The following is a 25274-nucleotide window of genomic DNA, read 5'->3' as shown; positions in this document are numbered from 1 at the left end:
ATTCCTGAACCCAGGCTGAAATGCCTGCGCAGGGCGACCACGCTACCCGCCACGACCCCCAGCCCCCGCGCCCCGGAGCCCCCTCCTGGCGCCAACCCCGAGCCGCCATGCCTGCCCGTCCCGACGCCTCCGCCCCTGATCGAGCCCCCCGCGCCGCTGCCAGCCGCAAGACAGGGGCCAAGACTGCCGCCAGGTCCCCCAAGACCCGGCCCGCCGAGGACAAGAACCAGCCCCTCATGGAGGACATCCGCCTGCTGGGCCGCATCCTGGGCGAGGTGATCCGCGAGCAGGAAGGCCGCGAGGCCTACGAACTCGTCGAGCGCGTGCGCAAGCTCTCCGTCGCCTTCCGCCACAAGCAGGACACGCAGGCCGGCAAAACCTTTGACAAGCTGCTCAAGAGCCTCTCGGGCGAGCAGACGGTCAGCGTGATCCGCGCTTTCAGCTACTTTTCGCATCTGGCCAATATCGCCGAGGACCGCCACCATGTGCGCCGTCGCGAGATCCACGAGCGCGCCGGCAGCCTGCAGGCCGGCTCACTGGCCTACTGCATGGAGCGCCTGCACGAGGCCGGCGTCCGCCCGGTCGAGGTGGCCCGCACTCTGCAGCATGGCTTCATCTCGCCCGTGCTGACGGCACATCCGACCGAGGTGCAGCGCAAGAGCATCCTGGACGCCGAGCGCGCCATCGCCGAGCTGGTCGAACAGCGCGACCGCCTTCAGACCGAGCGCGAGAAGCGTGACAACGAGAACCTCATCCGTGCCCGCATCACCCAGCTGTGGCAGACGCGCATGCTGCGCTATTCCAAGCTCACGGTGGCCGACGAGATCGAGAACGCCCTGTCCTATTACCACGCCACCTTCCTTCGCCAGATCCCAAAGCTCTATGGCGAGCTGGAGGAGGCCTTGCCAGGCCATGAGCTGAACAGCTTCCTGCGAATGGGTCATTGGATCGGCGGGGACCGCGACGGCAACCCCAACGTCACCGCCAGCACCCTGCGCCATGCGCTCATGCGCCAGAGCGAGGTGGCCCTGCGCCACTACCTGACCGAGCTGCATGAGCTGGGCGCGGAGCTGTCCATCTCTGCCCGGCTGGCCCAGGTCAGCCCGGCCATGCAGGAGCTCGCCGAGCGCAGCCCCGATCGCAACGAGCACCGCATGGACGAGCCCTACCGGCGCGCCCTCACCGGCATGTACGCCCGCATGGCTGCCACCCTGCATGCGCTGACCGGCACCGAGGCCCTGCGCCATGCCGTCGCGCCCCAGGACCCCTACCTGACGCCCGAGGAGCTGCTGGCCGACCTGCGCGTGATCGCGGACTCACTCAAGACTCACCATGCCGAGGCCCTGATCGCCCCCCGCCTCAAGCCCCTGATCCGCGCCGTGCAGGTCTTCGGCTTTCACCTGGCCACCCTGGACCTGCGCCAGAGTTCGGACCAGCACGAGCTGGTGATTGCCGAGCTGCTGGCCACCGCCCGCGTCTGCCCCGACTACGCCGCGCTGGACGAAGCCGCGCGCCGCCAGCTGCTGCTGGGCCTGCTCAACGATGCCCGGCCGCTGCGCGTGGTCGGCGCCGAGTACAGCGAGCGCAGCCAGGGTGAGCTGGCCATCTTCGAGGCAGCCCGCGAGTCCCTGCGACACTTCGGCCGCGAGTCCATCCGCCACTACATCATCAGCCACACCGAGACCGTCAGCGACCTGCTGGAGGTGATGCTGCTGTTCAAGGAGGTAGGCCTGCTGCGCGGCCTTCTGGACGGCGAGGCGGTCAGCGACCTCATCGTCGTGCCCCTGTTCGAGACCATCGGTGACCTGCGCGAGGCGCCGTCGATCATGAGCGAGTTCTATGCCCTGCCCGGCGTGGCCGCGCTGGTGAAGCGTTCCGGCGCCGAGCAGGACGTGATGCTGGGCTACTCCGACTCCAACAAGGACGGCGGCGTCTTCACCAGCAACTGGGAGCTCTACCGCGCCGAGATCGCGCTGGTGGGTCTCTTCGACCAGCTCAAGGCCCGCCATGGCATCACCCTGCGGCTCTTCCATGGCCGCGGCGGCACGGTGGGCCGGGGCGGCGGTCCCAGCTACCAGGCCATCCTGGCTCAGCCTCCGGGCACGGTGAACGGGCAGATCCGCCTGACCGAGCAGGGCGAGGTCATCGCCTCCAAGTACGCCAACCCCGACATCGGCCGGCGCAACCTCGAGACGCTCGTGGCCGCCACGCTGGAGGCCACGCTGCTGCACCCGACCAAGAGCGCGCCCAAATCCTTCCTCGATGCAGCCCAGCAGCTCTCGGACGCCAGCTTCGCGGCCTACCGCGGCCTGGTCTACGAGACCAAAGGCTTCGCGGACTACTTCTTCTCGTCCACGCCCATCCGCGAGATCGCCGAGCTGAACATCGGCTCGCGCCCAGCCTCGCGCAAGGCCACGCGCGCCATCGAAGACCTGCGCGCCATCCCCTGGGGCTTCAGCTGGGGCCAGTCCCGCGTGGCCCTGCCCGGCTGGTGCGGATTCGGCGCCGGCGTGGCAGCCTTCCTCGACGCCGACCCGGCCCTGCGCGAGCAACACCTGACCCTGCTGCGACGCATGTACAAGCAGTGGCCCTTCTTCCGCACCCTGCTGTCAAACCTGGACATGGTGCTGGCCAAGACCGACCTGGGCCTGGCCCAACGCTATGTGGATCTGGTCGAGGACAAGAAGCTGGGCAAGCGCATCTTCGCGGCCATCGAGGCGGAGTTCCGCCGCACCCAGCAGGCCGTGGCCCTGATCAGCGGCGAGAAGCACAACCTGGCCAGCAACCCGGCCCTGGCGCGCTCCATCGCCCATCGCTTCCCCTACATCGATCCGCTGCACCACCTGCAGGTCGAGCTGATGCGCCGCTACCGCGCCATCCCCGTGGAGAAGCGGTCCGAGGACCCCAGCATGGAGCGCGTGCAGCGCGGCATCCACCTGTCCATCAACGGCATCGCGGCCGGGCTGCGCAACACGGGCTGAGCACCGGGCCGGCGTCGGGAGGGGCAAGGCTCAGCGCCCGGCGCCGGCCGTGCTGCCCGCCAGCGCCTCACGCACGGCGGCCACCTGGCGCCGCGAGACGGACAACCACTCGTCCACCGGCGCCACGCGCACCGCCCATCCCTCGCCCGACTCGGCATCCGGATCGCCCTGGGCCTGGGCCAGGTGCCGGCCCAGTTCGCGCAGGGCCTTGCGCGCCACCAGGGCATTGCGGTGGATACGCAGGAAGCGTTCGCCCAGGCGCTGCTCAAGCTCGGTCAGCGAGCCTTCCATGATGTAGCTCTGCGTCGCGGTGCGCACGGTCAGGTACTTGAGCTCGGCCTTGAGAAAGAGCACCTCGACCAGGGGCACGCGGATCAGGCGACCGCGCTCGACGATGGTCAGGAATTCCCCCTCGGCCAGGGTCTCGGTCTCGGCCTGCGTGCTCTGCCAGGTCGCGGCCGCCAGGCGTTCATGGAGCCGGGCACGGGCCCGCTCCACGGCCGCGGCCAGGCGCTCGCGCCGCACCGGCTTGGTCAGGTAGTCCAGGGCCTCGATCTCGAAGGCGCGAAGCGCATGGCCGGCATGGGCCGTCACGAAGATCACGATGGGCCGGTGGGGCAATGCCTCAAGGGACTGCGCCAGCTGCAGCCCGTCCGGCCCGGGCATCTGGATGTCCAGGAAAACGAGGTCGCAGGCATGCTCCTTCAGCCAGGCCAGCGCCTGGGCCGAGGACCCCGCCTCGCCCAGCACCCGCACGGGCAGGCCAGGCAAGCCCTCCAGCAGGCCACGCAGGCGCAGGCGGGCCAAGGGCTCGTCATCGACGATCAGCGTGCGCAGCGGGGTCTCACCGACCAGGGTCATCGCGGGCGTCCTCAGGATTGAAGGGGCAGCAAGATCTTCACCACATAGCGCCCGGGCGCTGCATGGAGCTCGAACTGGGCGGCCACATCATGCATCAGCAGCAGGCGCTCGCGGACGTTGTCCAGGGCCAGACCATGGCCGGGTCGCGAGGGGCCCGGACCCACCGTGTTGCTGACGCGGACCTCCACCTGCCCGCCGCGGCGACGGGTCAGCACCTCGATCTCGCCGCCCTCGTCGTTGGGCTCGACGCCATGGCGCACGGCGTTCTCGACCAAGGGCTGAAGCATCAGCGGCGGCACCTGCGCCGCACCGGCCGTGGGGTCCAGCCGCCACTGCACGCGCAGGCGATCACCGAAGCGGATCTGCTCGATCTCCAGGTAGCGGCGCGCCAGCTCGATCTCCTCGTCCAGGCTGACGGCCGCGCCGTTCTCGCTGAGCGCCACGCGAAAGAGCTCGCTGAGGTCTTCCAGCACCTTCTCGGCCCTCTGCGGGTCCAGCTGCACCAGCACGATGGCGGAGTTCAGCGTATTGAAGAGAAAGTGCGGCCGGATGCGCGACTGCAGCTCCACCAGCTGCGCCATCGCAGCTGCCGGCCGCTGCCAGCGCTGCCGGCTGCGCAGCCACAGCCACAGCGAGGACGCCACCGCCGCGCCGCTGAGCGCCACGGCCACGGAGCGGAACTGGGTGCCAGCCTCCCCCGCGGCCGCATTGAGCAGGCGCCATGCCAAGCTGGCGCACAGGGCGCCCAGGCCGGCCAGGACCAGCCACTGCCCGGCGCTGCCAAGGCGCGCCAGCAGATGCTTGCCCGCGCAAACCAGGACCAGCCAGGCCAGCACCGCGGTCATGGAAACGAAGCTCGCGCTGGCCAGCTGCCACAGCCATTGCTCCAGATCCGCCGACTGCAGGGCAATGCCCAGGGACAGCAGGATCTGCACGCCCAGCACCGCGCGCAGCGCCAGCCCCATGTGGCAGACGTCGAAGAGCTGGGCTCGCAGCGCCGCGTCGCCAGCCTGCACCGCGCCGGCCGCCGCAGAGATCACGGGCGGCAGCAGGGTGGTGCTGGCATCAGGCAGAGACGAAGGCGGTGACGAAGGCGGCTGCTTCATGAGCTTCGAAGGCTGGACGGCGACCGGTCAGGCCCAGGCCAGGTGGCAGTCTTTAGAATCGGTGGCCATTCTCCCCCAGCCCAGGGCACGCGCCATCCGGTGCCGGCCCGTCGCCTTGCAACAAACCATGTCCGACAACCAACTCGCCAACAAGTCCCAAGCCTGGTCCGCGCTGTTTTCCGAACCGATGAGCGAGCTGGTCAAGCGCTACACCGCCAGCGTCTTCTTCGACAAGCGGCTCTGGAAGGCGGACATCGAAGGCAGCCTGGCCCATGCCGAAATGCTGGCCGCGCAGGGCATCCTGGGCGCCGAGGACCACGCCGCCATCCAGCGCGGCATGACCAAGATCCGCGAGGAGATCGAAGCCGGCCGTTTCGAGTGGAAGCTGGACCTGGAAGACGTGCACCTCAATATCGAGGCCCGCCTCACCGAGCTCGTGGGCCTGGCCGGCAAGCGCCTGCATACCGGCCGCAGCCGCAATGACCAGGTTGCCACCGATGTGCGCCTGTGGCTGCGCGGCGAGATCGACGAGATCGCCCTGCTGCTGAATGCCCTGCAGCGGGCCCTGGTCGATGTGGCCGAGAAGAACGCCGAAACCATCCTGCCCGGCTTCACCCATCTGCAGGTGGCCCAGCCCGTGGCCTTCGGTCACCATTTGCTGGCCTATGTAGAGATGTTCGCCCGCGACGCCGAACGCATGGCCGACGTGCGCCGTCGCGTGAACCGCCTGCCCCTGGGCGCCGCCGCCCTGGCCGGCACCAGCTACCCGCTGGACCGCGAGCGCGTGGCCCGTACGTTGGGCATGGAGGCCGTGTGCCAGAACAGCCTGGACGCCGTCTCCGACCGTGACTTCGCCATCGAGTTCAGTGCCGCAGCCAGCCTGGTGATGGTGCATATCTCGCGCCTGTCGGAGGAGCTGATCCTGTGGATGAGCCAGAGCTTTGGTTTCATCGACCTGGCCGACCGCTTCTGCACCGGCTCGTCCATCATGCCGCAGAAGAAGAACCCCGACGTGCCCGAGCTGGCCCGCGGCAAGAGTGGCCGCGTGGTGGGCCACCTGATGGGCCTGATCACCCTGATGAAGGGCCAGCCCCTGGCCTACAACAAGGACAACCAGGAAGACAAAGAGCCTCTGTTCGACACCGTCGATACGCTCAAGGACACCCTGCGCATATTCGCCGAGATGGCCGCCGGCATCACCGTCAAGCCCGAGGCCATGGAACGCGCCGCCATGCGCGGCTACGCCACCGCCACGGACCTCGCCGACTACCTGGTCAAGAAGGGCCTGCCCTTTCGCGATGCCCACGAGGTGGTAGCCCATGCCGTCAAGACAGCCATTGCCCAGGCCCGCGACCTCTCGGACTTGAGCCTGGATGAGCTGAAGGCCTTCGATGCACGCATCGAGGCCGATGTCTTCGAGGTGCTCTCGCTGCGCGGCTCGCTCAATGCACGCAACGTCCTGGGAGGAACGGCGCCGGACCAGGTGCGTGCCCAGGTGGTGCGCCACCGGGCACGCCTGGCCTGAAGAAGGCCCTCAGCGGCTGCCGCCGCGGCGGCGCAGCGGCAGCAGGCCCAGCGCCAGACCCGCCAGCGCCAGGCTGCCGGGCTCGGGCACCTTGCCCACTGTGGGCGCGAAGGTGCTGAAGAGGCTGGAAATGTGGGTGTGGTTCATGTCGGCCACGTCCATCAGGCCCGAGAAGTCGTAGGCCGTGGCGTCGGTGTCCAGGAACATGAAGTAGGACGACAGGCCCGCGCCCAGGCCGTTCATGGCACCGGCGGTGTCCAGGCGCTGGAAGTTGAAGTTGATGTCGCCGCTCATGGTGCCTGAGAAGCGATGGGCGTTGACGGGCGACACGTCACCAATGCCGTCGTTGCGCCAGTTCACGCGGTACTCGCTGGTGAAGAGCTGGCCCAGGCGGAAGCTGCCGAGGTCATCCGCGGAGCCAGCGTCGCTGACGACACGCCAGTAGAAGTCCACCGTGCCGTCGATGGACCGCACCACCCGCGACTGGATGCTGCCGGACACCGTGCCACTGGCGCTGCTGAAGCTGAAGGCATCGCTGCGGTCCTCGATGATGACGCCTGCCAGCTGCGGCTCTGCGGCGGCGCTGGTGCCCGTCAGCAGGGCGATGGTGGCGCCTTCCAGCAGCACGTCGGCCTGCGCCAGGGACGGCGCCGTCAGGGCCGCCGCCAGCGCCAGAGCGCTGCCAAGATGCTTGACCAGGGGCTTGTGAGCTTTCAGCGCTTGATCGGTCATGGAAACCTCCGGAGGTGGTGAACTTGGGTGGGCCGAACCTTAGGACCGTTTCGGCGGCAAGCGTCCCCCTAGCTTCACACCCTGCCCCGCATTCGAGGGGCAGGGCACGCGGCAATCCGGCAACGCCCCCGGGACCTTCGGCGCGCAAGGCAGACCTTGACCAAGCGCAAGATTCCCGCGGGCGGCAGGGCTGCCGCCGGGCTTTGTCAGGCAGCTCAGGTATCGTTCGGTCCATGAGCCTGATCACCTGGACCCCCGAGCTCGCGCTGCAGCACACCGAGCTGGACGACACCCACGAGGAATTCGTGGGTCTGCTGAACGACTTCGCCGCAGCGCTGGCCGGCGGGGGCGACCCCATGCCCGCCTTCGAGACCCTGCTGGCCCACACCGAGGCGCATTTCGCGATGGAAGAGCGCTGGATGGCCGCCACCGGCTTCGCACCCGAGAACTGCCACAGCAAGCAGCACCAGATGGTGCTGGACACCCTGCGCGAGGTGCGCCGCTACGCCCTGGAGCTCAAGGACCTGGAGCCCATGCGCATCATCGGCCCCGAGCTGGCCCAATGGTTCCCGGCGCACGCCGAGATGATGGACGCCGCCCTGGTCTTTCACATGCAGCAGGTCGGCTATGACAGCACGACCGGCGTCCTGCTCAAGCCCGAGGCCAGCGAGGCCACCGCCCTGGCCGGCCAGGGCGAGAAGGCCATCACCTCCTGCGGCAGCAGCAGCTGCGGGCACTGAGCGCGGCCCTTGAAACGAGGCTGCTGACAGCGTCTGTCAGGGCAGCAGCGCGACAATGCTGCCCATGACTGAGCACGAGCGGCCCCCAGGCGCGGCAGCGCCTCCCCGGCGCTGGATCGCCCATCTGGACATGGACGCCTTCTACGCCTCCGTGGAGCTGCTGCGCTACCCGGAGCTCAAGGGCCAGCCGGTGGTGATCGGCGGCCGGCGCATGCATGCGCCCCGTACCCTGGAGGACGGCAGCCGGCAGTACGCACGGCTTCGGGATTACACCGGCCGCGGCGTCGTCACCACCTCCACTTATGCCGCCCGTGCACTGGGTGTGCATTCGGCCATGGGCCTGATGAAGGCCGGCCTGCTGGCGCCTGACGCCATCCTCCTTCCCACCGACTTCGACTCCTACCGCCACTACTCCCGCCTCTTCAAGGCCGCGGTCGCCGAGATCGCGCCGGTGATCGAGGACCGTGGCATCGACGAGATCTACATCGACCTCAGCGCCGTGCCCGGCGTGCAGGAGGCCGTGGGCCACGACCCCCTGGGCGGCGTGCGCGCCGTGGCCCGAGAGCTCAAAAACAGCGTCAGCCGGGCGACGGGGCTGAGCTGCTCCATCGGCATCACGCCCAACAAGCTGCTGTCCAAGATCGCCTCCGACCTGGACAAGCCCGACGGCCTGACCGTGCTGACCGAGGAGGACATCCCCACCCGCATCTGGCCCCTGCCGGTCCGGCGCATCAACGGCATCGGGCCCAAGGCTGCGGCCAAGCTGGAGACCCTGGGCATCCAGACCATCGCCGAGCTTGCGGCGGCCTCACCCGCGTTGCTCGTCGAGCGCTTCGGGCGCAGCTACGGCGCCTGGCTGCATGAGGCTGCACATGGGCGGGACGAGCGCCCGGTGGTGACGCACAGCGAGCCGGTGTCCATCAGCCGCGAGACCACCTTCGAGCGCGATCTGCACGCCAGGCACGACCGCGAGCTGCTGGGCCGCATCTTCACCGAGCTCTGCGAACAGCTCGCCGCCGACCTGCAGCGCAAGGGCTACCTGGGCCGTACCGTGGGCATCAAGCTGCGCTTCGAGGGCTTCCGTACCGTCACGCGGGACCAGACGCTGGCCCTGCCCATCCAGGACGCCGCCGCCATCCGCCAGGCCGCCGGCCAGTGCCTCAAGCGGGTGGACCTGAGCCAGCGTCTTCGCCTGCTAGGCGTGCGCATGGCCTCGCTGAGCCGCCCCGGCGATGCGCCGCCCCCGCCGGCCAGGGCCACGCGGCCCGCGCAGGCGAGGATCGAGAACCTGTCGCTGTTCTGAGCGCCCCCGGACTTGCGTGCTGGTCGGCGGTGCCGAGCCTGGGTATCCTGAGGTCCGAATGTGCCTGAGCTAGGCCTGCCAGGCGCTTGAGACCAAGGAGCGGCATGCAGCAGTACCAGCCCTCACCATCGACCGGGCCGCAAACCGGAACCACCGCCTGCGACGACGCGCAAGCGGTGCGCCTCATCCATGCCCTGGCCTACGCCGGCATGCGCCATCCCCGCAGCGCGCTGCCCCTCTATGAGCATGCGCTTCAGCGTGCGCAAGACCTGACCCTGGTGCGGCGCCTGCAGCTGCTGCTGGGCCTGTTCTTCTCCAGCGAGCGCCTGGGCCGCGCCGCCCCCTTGCGGCCGGCCCTGAAGAAGGCCCTGGCCGAGGCACAGGCCGCCGGCCTCATCCGTCAGGCCACGCGCCTGCACGAGGCCCTGGGGCGGCTGTGCTACCAGGCGGCCGAGTATCCGGCGGCCAGCGCGCACTGGTCCGAGGCCCTGGACCTGGCCGCGCTGCAGCCCGGCAGCCTCGAAGGCGTGGCCCCGTGCATCGGCCTGGCCCAGCTTCACTTCGCCCTGGGAGACTGGCAGACCGGCCAGCACCTGCTGCTGGACGCGCAGGGCCAGCTGCGCAGCGGCGCTCCGCAGCTGGCCGCGCGCTATCTGCAGGCCAAGCTGCTGCTCAACCTCGGGGTGGCCCAGTTCAACCGCGGCGAATACGCCCAGGCCCGTGCGAGCTTCCAGCAGGGGCAGCAATGGGCCCTCAGCATCGGGCATCGGGACTACGTGGCCGAGAGCCAGTGGCATCTGGCCCGTGTCGCGCAGGCCTGCGGCGAGGAGTCGATGGCGCGCCGGCTCTGCGAGCAGGCCCTGCGGTCGGCGCAGCGCTGCGGCTATATGTGGCTGGAGGTGATGGCCAGCGCCACGCTCACCGAGCTGGCCATGGAGGAGCAGGACTGGGCCCATGCCATCCAGAGCGGTGAGCAGGCCCTTGCCCTGGCGCGCAGCCTTGGCGCGCGTCGCCAGCAGAGCAGTGCCCACAAGGCCCTGGCCCAGCTCTACCAGCACGCGGGGCGGCTGAGCGAGGCCCTGGATCAGCTCTGGCAGCACCAGGCCCTGGAGGCCGAGCTCCACCGCCTCAGCCTGCCTGAGCGCCTCAGCGCCCTGGTGCGCTTCGACCACCTGCGCCAAGGGCCGGAGGAGCGCATGCTGGCGCTGTCCAACCAGCACTTTCACATCGAAACGCCGGAGGACCTGCGCCTGGCCCTGCTGCAGATGCGCGAGCAGGTGCTGGCCATCATGGGCCTGGACGACTGGACGGTCTGGTGGGATGAGGGCAGCCAGCAGCAGTTTCTCAGCATCGCGCAGGCCGGCAAGCCCGATGGCGAGGGCCTGGACGCCACGCACTGCGGCGCCTATCTGCAGATGCTGTCCGACACGCATGAACCGCTGGTGATTCGCGACATGCGCCTGCATCCGCACGGCGCCATGCTGCTGCAGCGGCCGAGCGCGCAGGCGCAGGGCGGCCGCATCGAGGTGCCGCTGCGCCTTCAGCAGCAGCTGCGGGGCATCCTGTGGCTGCAGCGCGAGGACGTGGACCGCTCGTGGACGCGCGAGGACCTGCTCAGCGCCAGCCACCTGGCCAAGATCTGCGAGCGCCTGCTGCTGTCGCTGGACCTCACCCGGGCCAAGGCGGCGCGACAGGAGCTGGAGCAGGAGAAGTTCGCCTCGCTCGGCCGCATGGTGGCCAGCATCGCGCACGACGTGAACACGCCCATCGGCGTGGCGATCACCGCTGCATCGGGCGTCGCCGACCATGCGCGGCGCCTAGGCCGGGTCGCCAACGGCAGCGAGAAGCTGACCCGCAGCGAGCTGCAGGCCCTGGCCGCCCAGCTCGTCAATGCGGCGGACCTGGTCGATCGCAACCTGCAGCGCGCCGCCACGCTGATGGGCGACTTCAAGCGCATCGCCGTGGACCAGAACGCCGAGGCCCCCCAGCGCCTCGCGCTGAAAGACTACCTGCAGAGCGTGCTCTCGGTGCACAGCCCGGCCCTGCGCCGCGCCAAGGTCGACTGCCGGCTGGACGTGGACGACAAGCTGCAGGTCGAGACCGTGCCGGGCCTGCTGAGCCAGATCCTCTCCAACCTCATCATGAACAGCCTGACCCATGCCTTCCCCGAGGGGCAGGGCGGTGTCTTGAGCCTGCGCGCGCAGACCTGCGGCGCGCAGCTGCGCATCGACTATGCCGACGATGGCGTCGGGCTCAGCGAGGCGGCCCAAGCCCATGTGTTCGAGCCCTTCTTCACCACGCGCCGGGGCCAGGGCGGTTCGGGCCTGGGCATGTACATCGTGGCCAACCTGGCCAAGCGACTGGGCGGCCAGGCCCGGCTGCTGCGGCCCGAGCGGGGCTTCGCGCTTCGGCTGGAGCTGCCGCTGCAGGGGCCGACCACGGCGGGCGAGGCCCGCGCCTGCGCCTAGCCGGCGTTCAGGCGCTCGCGCGTGGGCAGGGTCCACATCCACAGCCCCACGGCCAGGCAGCAGGCGGCCGGGACCCAGCACCAAGCCAGGGGCAGGCGCCAGGCCCCGATGGCAGAACCGATGCTCATCATCACCCAGGCCAGTTGCTTGGCCCGCCAGGGGATGGCGCGGTGGACGCGCCAGTCGTGGATCATGGGGCCGAAGCGTGGATGGCCCAGCAGCCAGGCCTCGCAGCGGCGGCTGCTGCGCGAAAAGCAGAAAGCTGCCAGCAGCACGAAGGGCGTGGTGGGCAGCAGGGGCAGGAAAACGCCGAGAATGCCCAGGCCCAGGCTCAAAAGCCCGGCCATGCCCCACAGCAGGCGGCGCCACAGCGGCCGCGGTGCCATTGCCTGATCGTCGAAAGCCTTGTCCATGAATCCATCTTCGCATGCTCCGTCGCTGGCCCCGGACCTGCGCCTACCCTCCATCGAGGGCCTGCGCGCCTTCCAGGCCGTGGCGGCGCTGGGCATGCTGGACCCGGCCGCCGAGGCCCTGCACATCAGCGCCAGCGCCGTTGGCAAGCGCATCGGCGCACTGGAGGACCTGCTGGGCCTGGCCCTGTTCCAGCGCCAGGGCGGGCAATGGAGCCTCACCGCCGCCGGGCGCGAATACCTGGAGCAGGTGCGCGCCGCCCTGGACCTGCTCGCCGCAGCGCCCCAACATCGTCGCCCGCACCAGCGTCGCGAGCGCCTGCGCCTGTGCGCCCCGCCCACCTTCGCACGCCAGATCCTGGTCCCCGCCCTGCCCGCTTTCAGCCAGGCTTTCCCGCACCTGGAGCTGGAGCTTGTGCTGAGCGTGCCCTACCTGGGCGACGGCGCGCCTGAGGCCGAGCTGCAGATCTACCACGCGCCCCAGCCGCCCGCCGCCGAGCTGCTGCTGCGGGACACCGTGACCCCCCTGCTCGCACCGGCGCTGGCCGCGCGCCTGTCGCCCAGGCCGCAGCCGGCCGAGCTGCTGGCCCTGCCCTTGCTGCGCACCCCCCTGCAGTCCTGGCTGCCCTGGCTGCAGGCGGCCGAGCTGCCGGCCGAGGAGCCCGACGAGGGCCCGCGCTTCATCGACCTTGGCCTGGTGCTGCAGGCGGCTGAATGCGGCCAGGGCGCGGCCTTGGTGGGCCTCTCCCTGGCCCGGCGCCTGCTGGCCCAGGGCCTGCTTCAGCGCCCCTGGGCTCTGGAGGTCCCGGCCGCCCAGGCCTATGCCCTGCGTCCGCTCCCGGCGCAGGCCTCGCCGGGCCTGCGGGCGCTGGCGGACTGGCTGCGCCAGCACTGCCGCTCTCTGAACCGGCATTGACGGCGGTCTGCTCGCCGGCGGAATCTGCTTCCGCGGCGCTCGGCAGCGGATTCCGACGCCAGCCCGCCCGCTGCCACTACGATCGTGCCTGGACCTGAATTTCCCAGGCAAGCAAGCGGAGACCCCATGCCCGTCATCACCTGCATCGAAGATCTGCGTCAGCTGGCCCAGCGCCGCGTGCCCCGCATGTTCTACGACTACGCCGATTCCGGCAGCTGGACCGAGAGCACCTACCGCGCCAACGAGAGCGACTTCCAGTCCCTCAAGCTGCGCCAGCGCGTGGCAGTGAACATGGAGAACCGCAGCACCGCCACCACCATGGTGGGCCAGGCCGTGTCCATGCCCGTGGCCCTGGCCCCCACCGGCCTGACCGGCATGCAGCACGCCGACGGCGAGATTCTCGCCGCCCAAGCCGCCGAGGCCTTCGGCGTGCCCTTCACGCTCTCGACCATGAGCATCTGCTCCATCGAGGACGTGGCGGCGCACACCCGCCAGCCCTTCTGGTTCCAGCTCTACGTGATGAAGGACCGCGGCTTCATCGAAAGCCTGATCGATCGCGCCCGCGCCGCCCGCTGCAGCGCCCTGGTGCTCACCCTGGACCTGCAGATCCTGGGCCAGCGCCACAAGGACCTGAAGAACGGCCTCTCCGCGCCCCCGAAGCCCACGCTGGCCAACCTGATCAACCTGGCGACCAAGCCGCGCTGGTGCTTGGGCATGCTGGGCACACCGCGCCGCCAGTTCGGCAATATCGTCGGGCATGTGAAGGGCGTGGACGACATGGGCTCGCTGTCCGACTGGACCGCCAAGCAGTTCGACCCCGCGCTCTCCTGGGATGACGTGGCCTGGATCAAGCAGCGCTGGGGCGGCAAGCTCATCCTCAAGGGCATCCAAGACGTGGAGGATGCGCGCCTGGCCGTGCAGAGCGGGGCCGATGCGCTGATCGTCAGCAACCACGGCGGCCGCCAGCTGGACGGCGCCGAGTCCAGCATCCGCGCCCTGCCCGCCATCGTCGAGGCCGTGGGCTCCCAGATCGAGGTCCATATGGACGGCGGCATTCGGAGCGGCCAGGACGTGCTCAAGGCCTGGGCCCTCGGCGCCCGCGGCTGCTACATCGGCCGCGCCTTCCTCTACGGCCTGGGCGCTCTGGGCCGCCCCGGCGTGGCCAAGGTGCTGGAGATCATCCACAAGGAACTCGACCTCAGCATGGCCTTCTGCGGCCGCACCCGCATCACCGACGTCGATCAGAGCATCCTGCTCAAGTAAACCAGGCCGGCAAGCCTGGCCCTGAAAAGAACACAGCCCTCCGAAGAGGGCTTTGTCGTCAGCCTGCACAGCCGGCCGGTCTTGATGCCCCGCGAAGCACGGGGCCCCCAGCGGAGCTTGGGGATCCGGCTCTGCCGGGCCCACAAGCAGCCCCCGCGCAGACCCCAAAAAGCAAAACGGGACCCACCGCAGGTCCCGTTGATGTTCCCCAGCGGAGCCTGGGGATCAGGCTCTGCCGGCCTCACAAGCAGCCCCCACGAAGGCCTCAAAAAACAAAACGGGACCCACCGCAGGTCCCGTTGATGCTCCCCAGCGGAGCCTGGGGATCCGGCTCTGCCGGCCTCAAAAGCAGCCCCCACGAAGGCCTCAAAAAACAAAACGGGACCCACCGCAGGTCCCGTTGATGCTCCCCAGCGGAGCCTGGGGATCCGGCTCTGCCGGCCCCACAAGCAGCCCCCCCGAAGCCCTCAAAAAACAAAACGGGACCCACCGCAGGTCCCGTTTTGTTCCCCAGCGGAGCTTGGGGATCCGGCTCCGCCGGGCCCTCAAGCTCGCCCCCCTGGGGGGGCCGGCGAAGCCGGTAGGGGGGGGTCGTTACATTGCGTTCATTTCCTTGAGGAGACGATCAGCGCGATCCACATACTTCATCTGCCACTGCATATAGCGGGCATCCAGGCAGATGCTGCGGGTGGTCTTCTCGTTGAAGTCCCAGTCCGAGATCACGGCGTCCAGGGTGCCGTCGAACAGCAGGCCGACCAGCTCGGCGTTCTTGTTCAGCACGGGCGAGCCGGAGTTGCCGCCGGTGGTGTCCAGCGTGGCCAGGAAGTTCACCGGCACCGAGTTCAGGGACTTCATGCCGTACTTGCCGAACTCGCCAGCCTTGATGGCCGCCAGCTGCTCGGCGGGCGCGTCGAAGTCACCCTTGCCCTGGTGCTTGGCCGGAATGCCGCGCAGGGTGGTGAAGGCGGTCCAGGTGGTGCCGTCCGCGCCATCACGACCGGCGACCTTGCCGAAGCTCACACGCAGCGTGCCGTTGGCGTCCGGATAGACGGCCTGGCCCTTGCTGCCCTTGAAGGCGATCAGGGCCTTCATCACATCGGCATAAGCCTGCTGGATGTGGCCGCCCAGCTCCTTGGCGCGGTTCTCGCGGGCTTCGGAGTCGGCGTGCAGGGCCACGGCGGCAGCGATGAAGCTGTCGCTGCTCTTCTCGAAGTCCTCGCTGCCGCGCTCGAACCAGGCCAGGCGCTCGGCCTTGTCGGCCAGCTTGCTGCCGGCATAGAGGGCATCCACGCGGGCCTTGAGGGCGTCGGCGGGCATATTGGGCGTCAGGCCCAGGCCCTTGAGCACGGCCTGGTTGAGCATGTCGGCCGGCTGGGCCAGGTACTGGGCCAGGAAGTGCACGGTCTTGGCCTTGTCGGTCTGCTCGTCGTAGCGGCGGTCCAGGGCTTCCAGGCCCTGGCGGCGGCGCAGGGCGTCACGCTCCTGGAAGCCCAGCTTGCGCTCGGCATCCGGCAGTTTGCGCTGCACGGCCCCTTCGTACAGGCCGGCAGCCGAGTTCAACAGCGTGGGCAGGCTCAGGCCCAGCAGCACTTCACGCTTGGCCAGCGCCTGGCGCTCGGCCAGCAGGCGATCGACGTTCTCCAGGCTGGCGCCGAACTGCTCGCGGCGCTTGGCGTCGGCATTCACCCAGGCCTTCAGCTCGGCATAGGCGGCCGACTTGCGAGCGAGGATGTCGCTGCCGTTATAGCTGGCCTGCTGCCCTTGCCAGTTCTTGTAGGCATTGCCCAGGCCCGCCACGGTGCCGGCCATCTTGATCTCGCCGTCGCGGCGGCCTTCGGTCTCACGCTTGATGAGGTCCAGGTACTCGCCAAAGGCCTTGATGCTGGTGGGGCGCTCCCAGCCGAAGGTGAAGTCCACCTCGGACGGCAGGCGATAGCGGTTGGTGCGGCCGGGGTAGCCGGTGACCATCACGAAATCACCTTCGTTCAGCGGGGTGCTGGCCAGCTTCAGGAAATGCTTGGGCTGGAAGGGTTTGTTGTCCTTGCTGTAGTCGGCGGGCTTGCCGTCCGGGCCCACGTAGGCGCGGTAGAAACTGTAGTCGCCGGTGTGGCGGGGCCAGATCCAGTTGTCGGTGTCGCCGCCGAAGCGGCCGACCATGTCCGCCGGGGCATGCACCAGGCGCACGTCGCGGATCTCCATCTGCTTGATCAGCTGGAACACCAGGCTGCCGTAGAAGGCGCTGACGGTGCAGCGGTGGCCCTTGTCCTGCTCGCAGGCAGCGATCAGAGACTTCTGCTTGGCCTCGATGGCATCCGTGCGGGCCTTGCCCTTGAGCGCCTGGACCTTGGCGTCCAGCACCTCGGCGCTGACGTCCTTCACATCGACGGTCACGAAGACGCGGCTGCCCGGGGCGGCCGGCAGCTCTTCCTCGAAGCTGTTGGCCAGGAAGCCCTTCTTGATCAAGTCACGCTGGGGTGTGGAGTTGTACTGGATGCTGCCATAGGCGCAGTGGTGGTTGGTGACCACCAGACCCTGGGGCGAGACGAAGGAGGCCGTGCAGCCGCCCAGGCTGATGACCGCGCCCATGGGGAACTCGGTCAGCTTGTTCAGCTTGGCCGGGTCCATGGCCAGCCCGGTGGCCTTGAGGTCCTTGGCGATCTGGGGCAGTTGCTGGGGCATCCACATGCCTTCGTTGGCATGGGCCAGGCCGGCGGCCAGCGCGAGGGGCGCCAGCGCAAAGCGGGTCAGGGAGACTGCGTTCATGGGTGGGGTCAAGAATTGAGAAGAAGCCGCGACCATACACGCATTCAAGGGTCGGGTGATGTGTCGTCCGGCATTGGGTCAATCCCCGAATGTCGGGCGGCTTCGACGGTAGCAAGACCTGTTCAGGGGACAGCGGCCGGGCCCGGCGCGCTGGCGGAATCCGGGTCCATGGCCGATAAATAAACTGACACGAAGCTGACGGAGGCGAACCATGACCCTGAGCCAGTTGGCCAGCATCAAGCGCTGGCTGCTCCTGCATTCGGCGGCACATGGCGTCGAGCTCTTCGCCTGGAACCTGGTGCTCACGGGCTGGCTGATGGGCTGGGTGGGTCTGCCCGGCACCTTGCTGTCCGGCGAATGGGCGGCCCTGCCCCTTTGCTTCGTGGCCTCCATCGGCCCGCGCTGCTATGTGCAGGCGCGGCGCCGGCTGCACCGCAGCGGACGGCTGCGCTGCGACTGGCTGACGGCGATCTGAAGGCCGCTACGGAAACGACAAGGCCCTCGCTGGGAGGGCCTGGGGGGAGGCGGCGCAACGCTCAGTGCATCAGCCCGATCCACTCCCCGCGCGCCTGGTAGGCGTCGAAGATGTGCAGAGCCATGCGCTGCAGGGCCTCGTTGCCGCTGCCGTGGGCCAGGGCCAGGCAGTCGAAGGCGTAGAGGCGGTCGTAGATCATGCGGGTGGGCTGCAGGGGCAGGCCCTGCGCTTCCATCAGGCGGCTGAAGGCCTGGAGCTCGGCCATGTCGATGCCGGTGCTGAGCGTCAGGCCCAGCCCGAGGTCCGGCAGGTCCGCCAGGGCGCCATGGACATGCAGCTCGGGCGCCGAGGGGGCGCTCGTCTTGGGAACCAGGTGCAGGGGGAAGCTCATGAGGGACCTCGCTGGGGTGTACTGCTTGGGCCCATGATGCCGGCGCCCCTGAAAACTTGAGCGCGAAAAAGCCGGGTCTTGCCCGGCTATTTCGATTCAAGTGCCGCCTCGTGCGGCCGAGGGCGGCTGCCGCTCAGGCCTTAGGCAGGGTCACGCCCACCTGGCCCTGGTATTTGCCGCCGCGGTCGCGGTAGGACGTCTCGCAGACCTCGTCGCTCTCGAAGAACAACACCTGCGCGCAGCCCTCGCCCGCATAAATCTTGGCCGGCAGCGGCGTGGTGTTGGAGAACTCCAGCGTCACATAGCCCTCCCATTCCGGCTCGAAGGGGGTGACGTTGACGATGATGCCGCAGCGCGCGTAGGTGCTCTTGCCCAGACAGATGGTCAGCACATTGCGCGGGATGCGGAAGTACTCGACGGTGCGGGCCAGCGCGAAGCTGTTGGGCGGGATGATGCAGACGTCGCCGTGGAAGTCCACAAAGCTCTTCTCGTCGAAGTTCTTGGGGTCAACAACGGTGCTGTGCACATTGGTGAAGATCTTGAACTCGGGCGCGCAGCGGATGTCGTAGCCGTAGCTGGACGTGCCGTAGCTGACGATCTTGCGGCCGTCGGCCTCGCGCACCTGGCCGGGCTCGAAAGGCTCGATCATGCCGTGCTGCTCGGCCATGCGGCGGATCCATTTGTCGCTCTTGATGCTCATTGCTCTTCCCCTGGGCCTTGGGCCCATGTCCCCATGTCTTGATCCAGCGCCCCGATCCAAGGTCAGGAGGGGCGTCCCACTGTTGCGCGGATTCTAGGCGCAGCCGCCGCCCGCTCCTTGCGGCAGCGCAGCCTCCCTAGAATCGCCGGCTGTCGCAGGACTTGGGGCGGGAGTGGGCATGAGTCTGGCAGAGATGGTGAGGAAGTCGGTCTGGAGCCGGGGCCTGAGCACGCAGGCGCTGGAGGCCGTGATCGCGCAATGCCACCAGACCGAGGTCGCCGCCGGCCAGGCCATCGTGCGCGCGGGCGAGCCCGCCCTGCACTGGCTGGGCCTGATCAGCGGCGTGGCCTGCATGAGCGTCAGCATGCCCGACGGGAAGGAGACCAGCCTGGCCAGCCTTGCAGCCGGCGGCTGGTTCGGCGAGGGCACCTTGATCAAGCGCGGCCACTGGCAGTACGACGGCCGGGCGCTGAGCGACTGCCACGTCGCCCTCATGCCCCTGGACTGCTTCGAGCAGTTGCGCCTGACCAGCCTGCCCTTCAACCACTACCTGCAGCAGCTGATGAGCGCGCGCATGGGCGGCTTCATCGCCAAGCTCTGCGTGGACCGCATGCTGGACTCCACCGCGCGCATCGCCCAGTCCCTGGCCGGGCTCTACCAGCCCGAGGTCTACCCGGACCCCGGGCCCCTGCTCCACCTGAGCCAGGCCGAGCTGGGCCAGTTGGCCGGCGTCTCGCGCCAGCGAGCCAATATCGCCCTGCAGACCCTGGAGCGCGCGGGCCTGGTCAGCGTCAGCCGGCGCGGCATCCGCGTGCTGGACCTGAGCGGCCTGCGCACCTATCGCAGCAGCGCGTCGGCGCTGCCGGCTCAGTAGTCCATCGCGGGCGTGGCAATCTCCCCCGGCACGCTGCGGCGCGCCAGCAGCACATACATCGTGGGGACCACGAAGATGGTCAGCAGCGTGCCCAGGCTCATGCCGCCCACGATGACCCAGCCGATCTGCTGGCGGCTCTCGGCCCCGGCGCCCGAAGCCAGGGCCAGGGGCAAGGCGCCCAGCACCATGGCGCCGGTGGTCATCAGGATGGGGCGCAGGCGCAGGGCGGAGGCCTCGACGACCGCGGCCACGGTGTCCCGCCCCTGCTGGCGCAGTTGGTTGCTGAATTCCACGATCAGGATGCCATGCTTGGTGATCAGCCCCACCAGGGTGATCAGGCCGATCTGCGAATAGACATTGAGGGTGCCGCCGCTCCACTGCAGCGCGGCCAGCGCCCCCACCATGGACAGCGGCACCGACAGCATGATGATGAAGGGATCAACAAAGCTCTCGAACTGTGCCGACAGCACCAGGAAGATGAAGAGCAGGGCCAGCACGAACACCAGGCCCAACGCGCCGCTGGAGGCCTTGTACTCGCGCGACACGCCGTTGAGCTCGGTCGCGTAGCCCAGGGGCAGCACGCGCTCGGCGATGCGGTCCATGTCCTTGAGGGCTTCGCCCAGGGCATAGCCCGGGGCCAGGCCGGCGGTGATGGTCACAGCGCGGCGCTGGTTGAAGTGGTTGAGCTCCTTGGGGCTCACCGCCTCGCGCACCTTGACCACCGCGGACAGCGGCACCAGCGCGTCTGTGCGGCTGCGCACATAGAGCCGCTCGATCTGCTGCGGCGTGCTGCGGGCCTGGGCTTCGGTCTGCACCAGCACGTCGTACTGCTCGGCATCGCGCTTGTAGCGGGTCACCACGCGGCTGCCCAGCATGGTCTCCACCGTGCGCGCCACCTGGTCCACCTGTACGCCGAGGTCGGCCGCGCGCTCGCGGTCCACTTCCATGAAGATCTCGGGCTTGTTGAGGCGCAGGTCGTTGTCCACCTGCACGAAGCCGGGGTTCTTGCCCATCTCGGCCTGGAACTGCTGCACGACCTTGTTGAGGTTCTCGTAGCTGTCACCGCTGACCACCACATAGCTGATGGGCCGCGAATTGAAGCCCTGGCCCAAGCTGGGCGGCGTGATGGGGAAGGCGTTGACGCCCGGCAGCTGGCTCACCTGCGGGATCAGGGCGCGTGCCAGGTCTTGCGTGCTGCGCTTGCGATCGTCCCAATCGACCGTGCGCAGGATGGACATGCCCTGGGACACCGTCGAGCCGCCTGCAAAGAAGAAGCGGCGCTCGAACTCCGGGTACTGCGAGGCGATGCGCTCGACGGCATCGAGGTAGCGGGCGGTGAACTCCAGTGTGGCGCCGTCGGGGGCGGTGATGGGCATGACCACCACGCCACGATCCTCCATGGGCGCGAGCTCGCTCTTCGCATGGGAGAACAACCACCAGCTGCCGCCGGCCGCACCGGCCATCACCAGCAGCACCAGCCAGCGCTGGCCCAGGGCGAAGCGCAGAGCCGCGGCGTAGCGCTCGCTGATCCAGACGAGGATGCGCTCCATGCCGGCGTCGAAGCGCGTGGGCTGCTCCACATGGCGCAGCAGCTTGGAGCACATCATGGGCGTGAGCGTCAGCGCGACGAAGCCCGAGACCAGCACGGCGCCCGCCAGGGTCAAGGCGAACTCGACGAAGAGCCGGCCCGTGCGGCCCGGCGTGAAGGCCAGGGGCGCGAAGACCGCGGCCAGCGTGAGCGTCATGGCCACCACGGCAAAGCCGATCTCGCGCGCGCCGCGCAGCGCGGCGTGAAAGGGGCTCAGCCCCTCTTCGATGTGGCGGAAGATGTTCTCCAGCACCACGATGGCGTCGTCCACCACCAGACCGATGGCCAGCACCAGGGCCAGCAAGGTCATGGTATTGACGGTGAAACCAGCCGCAGCCATCAGCGCGAAGGAACCGATCAGGCTCACCGGGATCGTCACCAGCGGAATGATGGAGGCCCGCACCGTGCGCAGGAACAGGAACACCACCAGCGCCACCAGCACCACGGCCTCGGCGATGGTGTGGTAGACGGACTTGATGGAACGGTCGATGAAGATGGCGTTGTCGCTGGCCGGTCGCACGGTGATGGCGGGGGGCAGGTCTTGCTGCAGGCGCGGCATCATGGCCGTCACCGCCTCCGAGACCTCCAGCGGATTGGCCGTGGCCTGCTTGATGACGCCCAGCGAGACCGAGGGGATGCCGTTGAGCCGCACCCGCGAGCGCTCGCTGGCCGCCGCTTCCTCGATGCGGGCCACGTCAGACAGTTTGACCGTGTAGCCATTGAACTGGCGCAGCGCGATGTCGCGGAACTGGGCAACGGTGTTGAGGTCGGTGCGTGCGGTGACGTTGAACTCGCGCTGCTGGCTCTCCACCCGGCCGGCCGGCACCTCGAGGTTCTGCTTGCGCAGCGCGTCCTCGATGTCCTGCACGCTCAGCCGGTAGGCGGCCAGGCGGTCGGCATCCAGCCAGACGCGCATGGCATAGCGGCGATCGCCGCCGATCTCGACGTCGGCCACGCCGGGGATGGTCTGCAGGCGCGGCTTGACCACGCGATTGACGAGGTCGGAGACCTCCAGCGGGTCCATGGTCTCGCTGGTGAAGGCCATGCGCAGCGTAGGCTGGGCGTCAGCCTCGACCTTGGCGATCACGGGCTCGTCCACGGCCGTGGGCAGGCGGCCGCGCACGCGGGCCACGCGGTCGCGAACGTCGGCGGCGGCGTTGTCGGGGTTCTTCTCGAGCTTGAATCGCACCGTGATCTGGCTCTGCTCGGAGCGCGAGATCGAGGTGACGGTGTCCACGCCCTCGATGCCGGCGATGGAATCCTCCAGCGGCTTGGTGACCTGGCTCTCGATCACCTCCGAGGAGGCACCAGTGAGCCGGGTATTGACGGTGACCACTGGTTCGTCGATGCGCGGATATTCGCGCAGCGAGAGCTTGGAGAAGGACACCATTCCCACCAGCAACAACATCAGGGACATGACGGTCGCGAAGACCGGGCGGCGGATGGAAATCTCGGACAGGCGCATGGGCGTTCCTCCAGTCCTCAGCCCTTGGCGGCGCTGGCCGAGACCGATGCCGCCGAGGGCGGCTTGACGCCCTGCTGGTCCACATCCACCCGCTTGACCGCCTGGCCGTCGCCGCGCATCAGCTTGGCCTGCCCGGCGGTGACCACCCAGTCGCCCGGCTTCAGCCCTTCGGTGATCTCGACAAGACCTGGCACCCGCAGGCCCAGCCGGGCCTCCAGGCGCTGGGCGACCTGGCCCTGGCCTTCGGGGGCCGGCACCAGCTTGATGAGGTACTGCTTGCCCCCCATCGGCACAAGGGCCTCCTCGGGCACGACCACCGCCTGCTGGCGCTCACCCAGGCTCAGACGCACGCGGGCGAAGAGCCCGGAGCGCAGCTCAGGCCCGGGCTTGAGCACCTGGGCCCGCACCAGCAGGGAGCGGCCGTTGGCGTCCAGCAGGGCGTCCAGGGCTTGCACGCGGGCCTCGAACTGCCGGCCGGGCAAGGCGTCCAGGCTCAGCTGGAGGGCCTGGCCAGGGCGCACGCGCGGCGCCTCGCGCTCGGGCAGGCGGAAATCGACCCAGACGGTGGAGCTGTCCTCCAGCGAAACCAGCTCAGCGCCGTCCTTCACATAGTCGCCCAGGCTCACGGTGCGGATCCCCGCCACGCCGTCAAAGGGTGCCAGCACGCGCATGCGGGCCAGTTGGGCACGTGCCAGGGCCACCTGGGCCTCGGCCACGTCCAGCGTGGCCTGGGCCTGGTCCAGGGCGCTGGGAGTCACGAAGCCTTGGGCCAGCAACTCCTTGTTGCGCTGCAGCTGGGTGCGGGCGATGTGGGCTTGGGCCTCAGCCTGCTGAAGCTGGGCGGCCTGCAGGCTGTCATCCAGCTGGATCAAGACCTGACCCTTGCGCACCCGCTGGCCGTCCTGGAAACCCAGCTTGACGATGCGCCCGGCCGACTCGGGCTTGAGCACCACGGACTGGTGCGCGCGCAGGCTGCCCACGGCCTGGGTGTCGTCGCTGAGGGTGCGCAGCTGCACCTGACGGGCCTCGACGGGCACCGGGCCGGCAGGCTTGGCGTCCTTGCCGTCCTTGGCGCCAGGGGCGGCCTTGTCAGTGGACTTGCCGACGGCCGGCGCCGGCAGCCCGCCCGGCTTCTGCCAGACATAGGCCACGCCAACGGCGGCCACCAGACCGACGATCACCAAACCCTTGTGCAAGCTCTTCTTCATTCGCGACATCCTGGAGAGATCGCGCAATGTAGCGGCGCAGGGCTCACGCGGCGCTGACATGTCCCTTGAAATGCGCCAGGGCACGCAAAGGGCGGCATGAATGGCGGTCGGCCTTGCCGCTCGCCAGCGCCCCCCGTCAGCGGCGGCCAGCCTCCGCGACGCCCCTGTTGGCCAGCGCGTCAGCGCGCTCATTGCCAGGGTCACCCGCATGGCCCTTGACCCAGCGCCAGTCCACCTCATGCAGCTTGCGCAGCGCGTCCAGGCGCTGCCAGAGTTCGACGTTCTTGACCGGCTTGCCGTCGGCCGTTTTCCAGCCGCGGCGCTGCCAGCCCTGGATCCACTCGGTCATGCCTTTGCGGACGTATTCGCTGTCGGTGTAGAGCACGATCTTGCAGCTGCGCTTGAGCGAGGCCAGCGCCTCAATCACGGCCGTGAGCTCCATGCGATTGTTCGTGGTGCCCAGCTCGCCGCCGAAGAGCTCCTTCTCATGGCCGCCCGAGCGCAGCCAGGCTCCCCAGCCGCCGGGGCCGGGGTTGCCCTTGCACGCGCCGTCGGTGTAGATCAGCACCTCGGGCTTGGCGATGGTGGGGGCGGGCTTTTTGTCGGTGTCGCTCATGAATCGGGAGAGTGGAGATCGCGGGGATGGGGATGCATGGCCACGGCCGGCGCGGCCTTGGCGGCGAGTTTCTTGTTGCGGGCCAGGCCCACCAGGCGCATGCCATGCACGCGCTTGACGGCCACCATGAAGTAGACGGCGCCCAGCACCGTCCACCAGCGCATGCCGGCGCCCTCCATCCACTGCCAGCGCTTGAGCCAGGGCTCGGTGCGCAGGGGCGGACGGTAGCAGCCGAACTGGGCGCGCTCCACCTCGAAGTTGAGCAGGCGCAGCCAGTCGCGCAGGCGCCAGTAGCCGATGAACTCACCGGCCCGCGGCAGAAAGAGGCCCTCGGGACTGCCGGGCCACACATGGCGGCGCAGGCGGCCCAGATTCTGCCTCAGACCCCAGAGGCTGGCCGGGTTCAGGCCCAGGACCACCAGCCGCCCCTCCGGCCGCAGCACGCGCTCGACCTCGCGCAGGGTCTGGTGCGGGTCATCGGCCAGTTCCAGGGCATGGGGCAGCACGACGAGGTCCAGGCTGTTGGCCTCGAAAGGCAGGGCATCGAAGGCGCAGCGCAGGGTGGGCGCGGCTTCCATCAGCAGGCTGCTGCTGTCGAACTGGCTGAAGCGGGCCTGCTCGGCTGGCTCGGCGCCTTCCTGCGGTGGCGGGGCCGGCAGCGTGAACTGCTCGACGCTGTCCAGGGCCAGCCAGCGGTGGCGCATGCGATTGGCGCGCAGGCCCTGCAGCTCGGGCAGGCCCAGTTGCAGGGCATTGAAGCCGAAGAGGTCCACCACGGCTTCATCGACCTGGCGCTGCTCCCAGTCCAGCAGGTAGCGCCCGGGCGGCGTCTGCAGCCAGCGGGCCAACTCTACAATCTGCGCTTCCCGACTGCTCACCCCCGCCCCTC

General features: G+C 69.1%; 20 protein-coding genes. 9 read left to right on the top strand and 11 right to left on the bottom strand.

What is annotated here, in order from left to right; all coding sequences use genetic code 11:
• Positions 1–20: 20 nt before the first annotated feature.
• Positions 21–2981 carry a phosphoenolpyruvate carboxylase gene (gene ppc, locus H5407_RS02075; RefSeq protein WP_404935576.1) on the top strand — a complete coding sequence of 987 codons (2961 nt, stop codon included), beginning with the start codon at positions 21–23 and terminating at the stop codon, positions 2979–2981.
• 30 nt (positions 2982–3011) lie between these two features.
• Here the strand turns inward: ppc and H5407_RS02070 are convergent, their stop codons facing one another.
• Together H5407_RS02070 and H5407_RS02065 are read right to left on the bottom strand one after the other, a co-directional pair.
• Positions 3012–3842 (bottom strand): LytTR family DNA-binding domain-containing protein, encoded by an 831-nt coding sequence (locus H5407_RS02070; RefSeq protein WP_183102752.1) that lies wholly within the window; start codon positions 3840–3842, stop codon positions 3012–3014.
• An 11-nt stretch (positions 3843–3853) separates the two neighbouring features.
• A complete protein-coding gene (locus H5407_RS02065) occupies positions 3854–4948 on the bottom strand; it encodes a sensor histidine kinase (RefSeq protein WP_255501019.1) in 1095 nt (364 codons plus the stop codon).
• Between the two features lie 127 nt (positions 4949–5075).
• Between H5407_RS02065 and argH the strand changes: the two genes are divergently transcribed.
• Complete coding sequence (gene argH, locus H5407_RS02060) at positions 5076–6473, top strand: argininosuccinate lyase (RefSeq protein WP_183102751.1); 1398 nt, start codon at positions 5076–5078, stop codon at positions 6471–6473.
• Between the two features lie 9 nt (positions 6474–6482).
• Here the strand turns inward: argH and H5407_RS02055 are convergent, their stop codons facing one another.
• On the bottom strand, positions 6483–7205 hold the full coding sequence (locus H5407_RS02055; protein WP_183102750.1) for a hypothetical protein: 723 nt from the start codon (positions 7203–7205) through the stop codon (positions 6483–6485).
• A 233-nt stretch (positions 7206–7438) separates the two neighbouring features.
• On the opposite strand from H5407_RS02055, the gene H5407_RS02050 reads away from it, so the two are divergent.
• The 3 genes from H5407_RS02050 (at position 7439) to H5407_RS02040 (ending at position 11716) form a co-directional block, all read left to right on the top strand.
• Complete coding sequence (locus H5407_RS02050) at positions 7439–7945, top strand: hemerythrin domain-containing protein (RefSeq protein WP_183102749.1); 507 nt, start codon at positions 7439–7441, stop codon at positions 7943–7945.
• 55 nt (positions 7946–8000) lie between these two features.
• Entirely contained in the window at positions 8001–9248 is a 1248-nt protein-coding gene (gene dinB, locus H5407_RS02045; protein ID WP_255501018.1) for a DNA polymerase IV, read from the top strand.
• Between the two features lie 104 nt (positions 9249–9352).
• The gene (locus H5407_RS02040; protein WP_183102748.1) at positions 9353–11716 is read left to right on the top strand and encodes an ATP-binding protein; all 2364 of its coding nucleotides are present in this window, start codon (positions 9353–9355) and stop codon (positions 11714–11716) included.
• Here H5407_RS02040 and H5407_RS02035 read toward each other — a convergent pair.
• Positions 11713–12129, bottom strand: coding sequence for a YbaN family protein (locus H5407_RS02035; RefSeq protein WP_183102747.1), 417 nt, complete (start codon positions 12127–12129; stop codon positions 11713–11715). The genes H5407_RS02040 and H5407_RS02035 overlap by 4 nt on opposite strands.
• Here H5407_RS02035 and H5407_RS02030 point away from each other — a divergent pair.
• Together H5407_RS02030 and H5407_RS02025 are read left to right on the top strand one after the other, a co-directional pair.
• Positions 12128–13042 (top strand): LysR substrate-binding domain-containing protein, encoded by a 915-nt coding sequence (locus H5407_RS02030; RefSeq protein WP_183102746.1) that lies wholly within the window; start codon positions 12128–12130, stop codon positions 13040–13042. The genes H5407_RS02035 and H5407_RS02030 overlap by 2 nt on opposite strands.
• A 126-nt stretch (positions 13043–13168) precedes the next feature.
• The gene (locus H5407_RS02025) at positions 13169–14305 is read left to right on the top strand and encodes an alpha-hydroxy acid oxidase (RefSeq protein ID WP_183102745.1); all 1137 of its coding nucleotides are present in this window, start codon (positions 13169–13171) and stop codon (positions 14303–14305) included.
• Positions 14306–14899: 594 nt separating this feature from the next.
• Here H5407_RS02025 and H5407_RS02020 read toward each other — a convergent pair.
• Positions 14900–17068, bottom strand: a complete 2169-nt coding sequence (locus H5407_RS02020; protein ID WP_183102744.1) for a S46 family peptidase — start codon at positions 17066–17068, stop codon at positions 14900–14902.
• A gap of 211 nt (positions 17069–17279) precedes the next feature.
• Here H5407_RS02020 and H5407_RS02015 point away from each other — a divergent pair, with 211 nt between their 5' ends.
• Positions 17280–17543, top strand: coding sequence for a hypothetical protein (locus H5407_RS02015; RefSeq protein ID WP_183102743.1), 264 nt, complete (start codon positions 17280–17282; stop codon positions 17541–17543).
• Positions 17544–17604: 61 nt separating this feature from the next.
• On the opposite strand, the gene H5407_RS02010 is transcribed toward H5407_RS02015, so the two are convergent.
• A complete protein-coding gene (locus H5407_RS02010) occupies positions 17605–17934 on the bottom strand; it encodes a hypothetical protein (RefSeq protein WP_183102742.1) in 330 nt (109 codons plus the stop codon).
• 133 nt (positions 17935–18067) lie between these two features.
• Positions 18068–18634 carry a dCTP deaminase gene (dcd, locus tag H5407_RS02005; protein ID WP_183102741.1) on the bottom strand — a complete coding sequence of 189 codons (567 nt, stop codon included), beginning with the start codon at positions 18632–18634 and terminating at the stop codon, positions 18068–18070.
• Between the two features lie 178 nt (positions 18635–18812).
• On the opposite strand from dcd, the gene H5407_RS02000 reads away from it, so the two are divergent.
• Positions 18813–19508, top strand: coding sequence for a Crp/Fnr family transcriptional regulator (locus tag H5407_RS02000; RefSeq protein ID WP_183102740.1), 696 nt, complete (start codon positions 18813–18815; stop codon positions 19506–19508).
• Here H5407_RS02000 and H5407_RS01995 read toward each other — a convergent pair.
• The 4 genes from H5407_RS01995 to H5407_RS01980 form a co-directional block, all read right to left on the bottom strand.
• Positions 19502–22561 carry an efflux RND transporter permease subunit gene (locus H5407_RS01995; protein WP_183102739.1) on the bottom strand — a complete coding sequence of 1020 codons (3060 nt, stop codon included), beginning with the start codon at positions 22559–22561 and terminating at the stop codon, positions 19502–19504. The two genes, H5407_RS02000 and H5407_RS01995, sit on opposite strands and share 7 nt — an antisense overlap.
• 17 nt (positions 22562–22578) lie before the next feature.
• Positions 22579–23769, bottom strand: coding sequence for an efflux RND transporter periplasmic adaptor subunit (locus H5407_RS01990; protein ID WP_255501017.1), 1191 nt, complete (start codon positions 23767–23769; stop codon positions 22579–22581).
• Between the two features lie 136 nt (positions 23770–23905).
• The gene (gene rnhA / locus H5407_RS01985; RefSeq protein WP_183102737.1) at positions 23906–24385 is read right to left on the bottom strand and encodes a ribonuclease HI; all 480 of its coding nucleotides are present in this window, start codon (positions 24383–24385) and stop codon (positions 23906–23908) included.
• The gene (locus H5407_RS01980; RefSeq protein ID WP_310737599.1) at positions 24382–25263 is read right to left on the bottom strand and encodes a class I SAM-dependent methyltransferase; all 882 of its coding nucleotides are present in this window, start codon (positions 25261–25263) and stop codon (positions 24382–24384) included. The genes rnhA and H5407_RS01980 overlap by 4 nt, the downstream gene beginning before the upstream one ends.
• Between the last annotated feature and the right edge of the window lie 11 nt (positions 25264–25274).

It is taken from the genome of Mitsuaria sp. WAJ17, assembly GCF_014174515.1.
GTDB lineage: Bacteria > Pseudomonadota > Gammaproteobacteria > Burkholderiales > Burkholderiaceae_C > Roseateles_B.
This window is presented reverse-complemented; position numbering and strand designations above follow the sequence as displayed.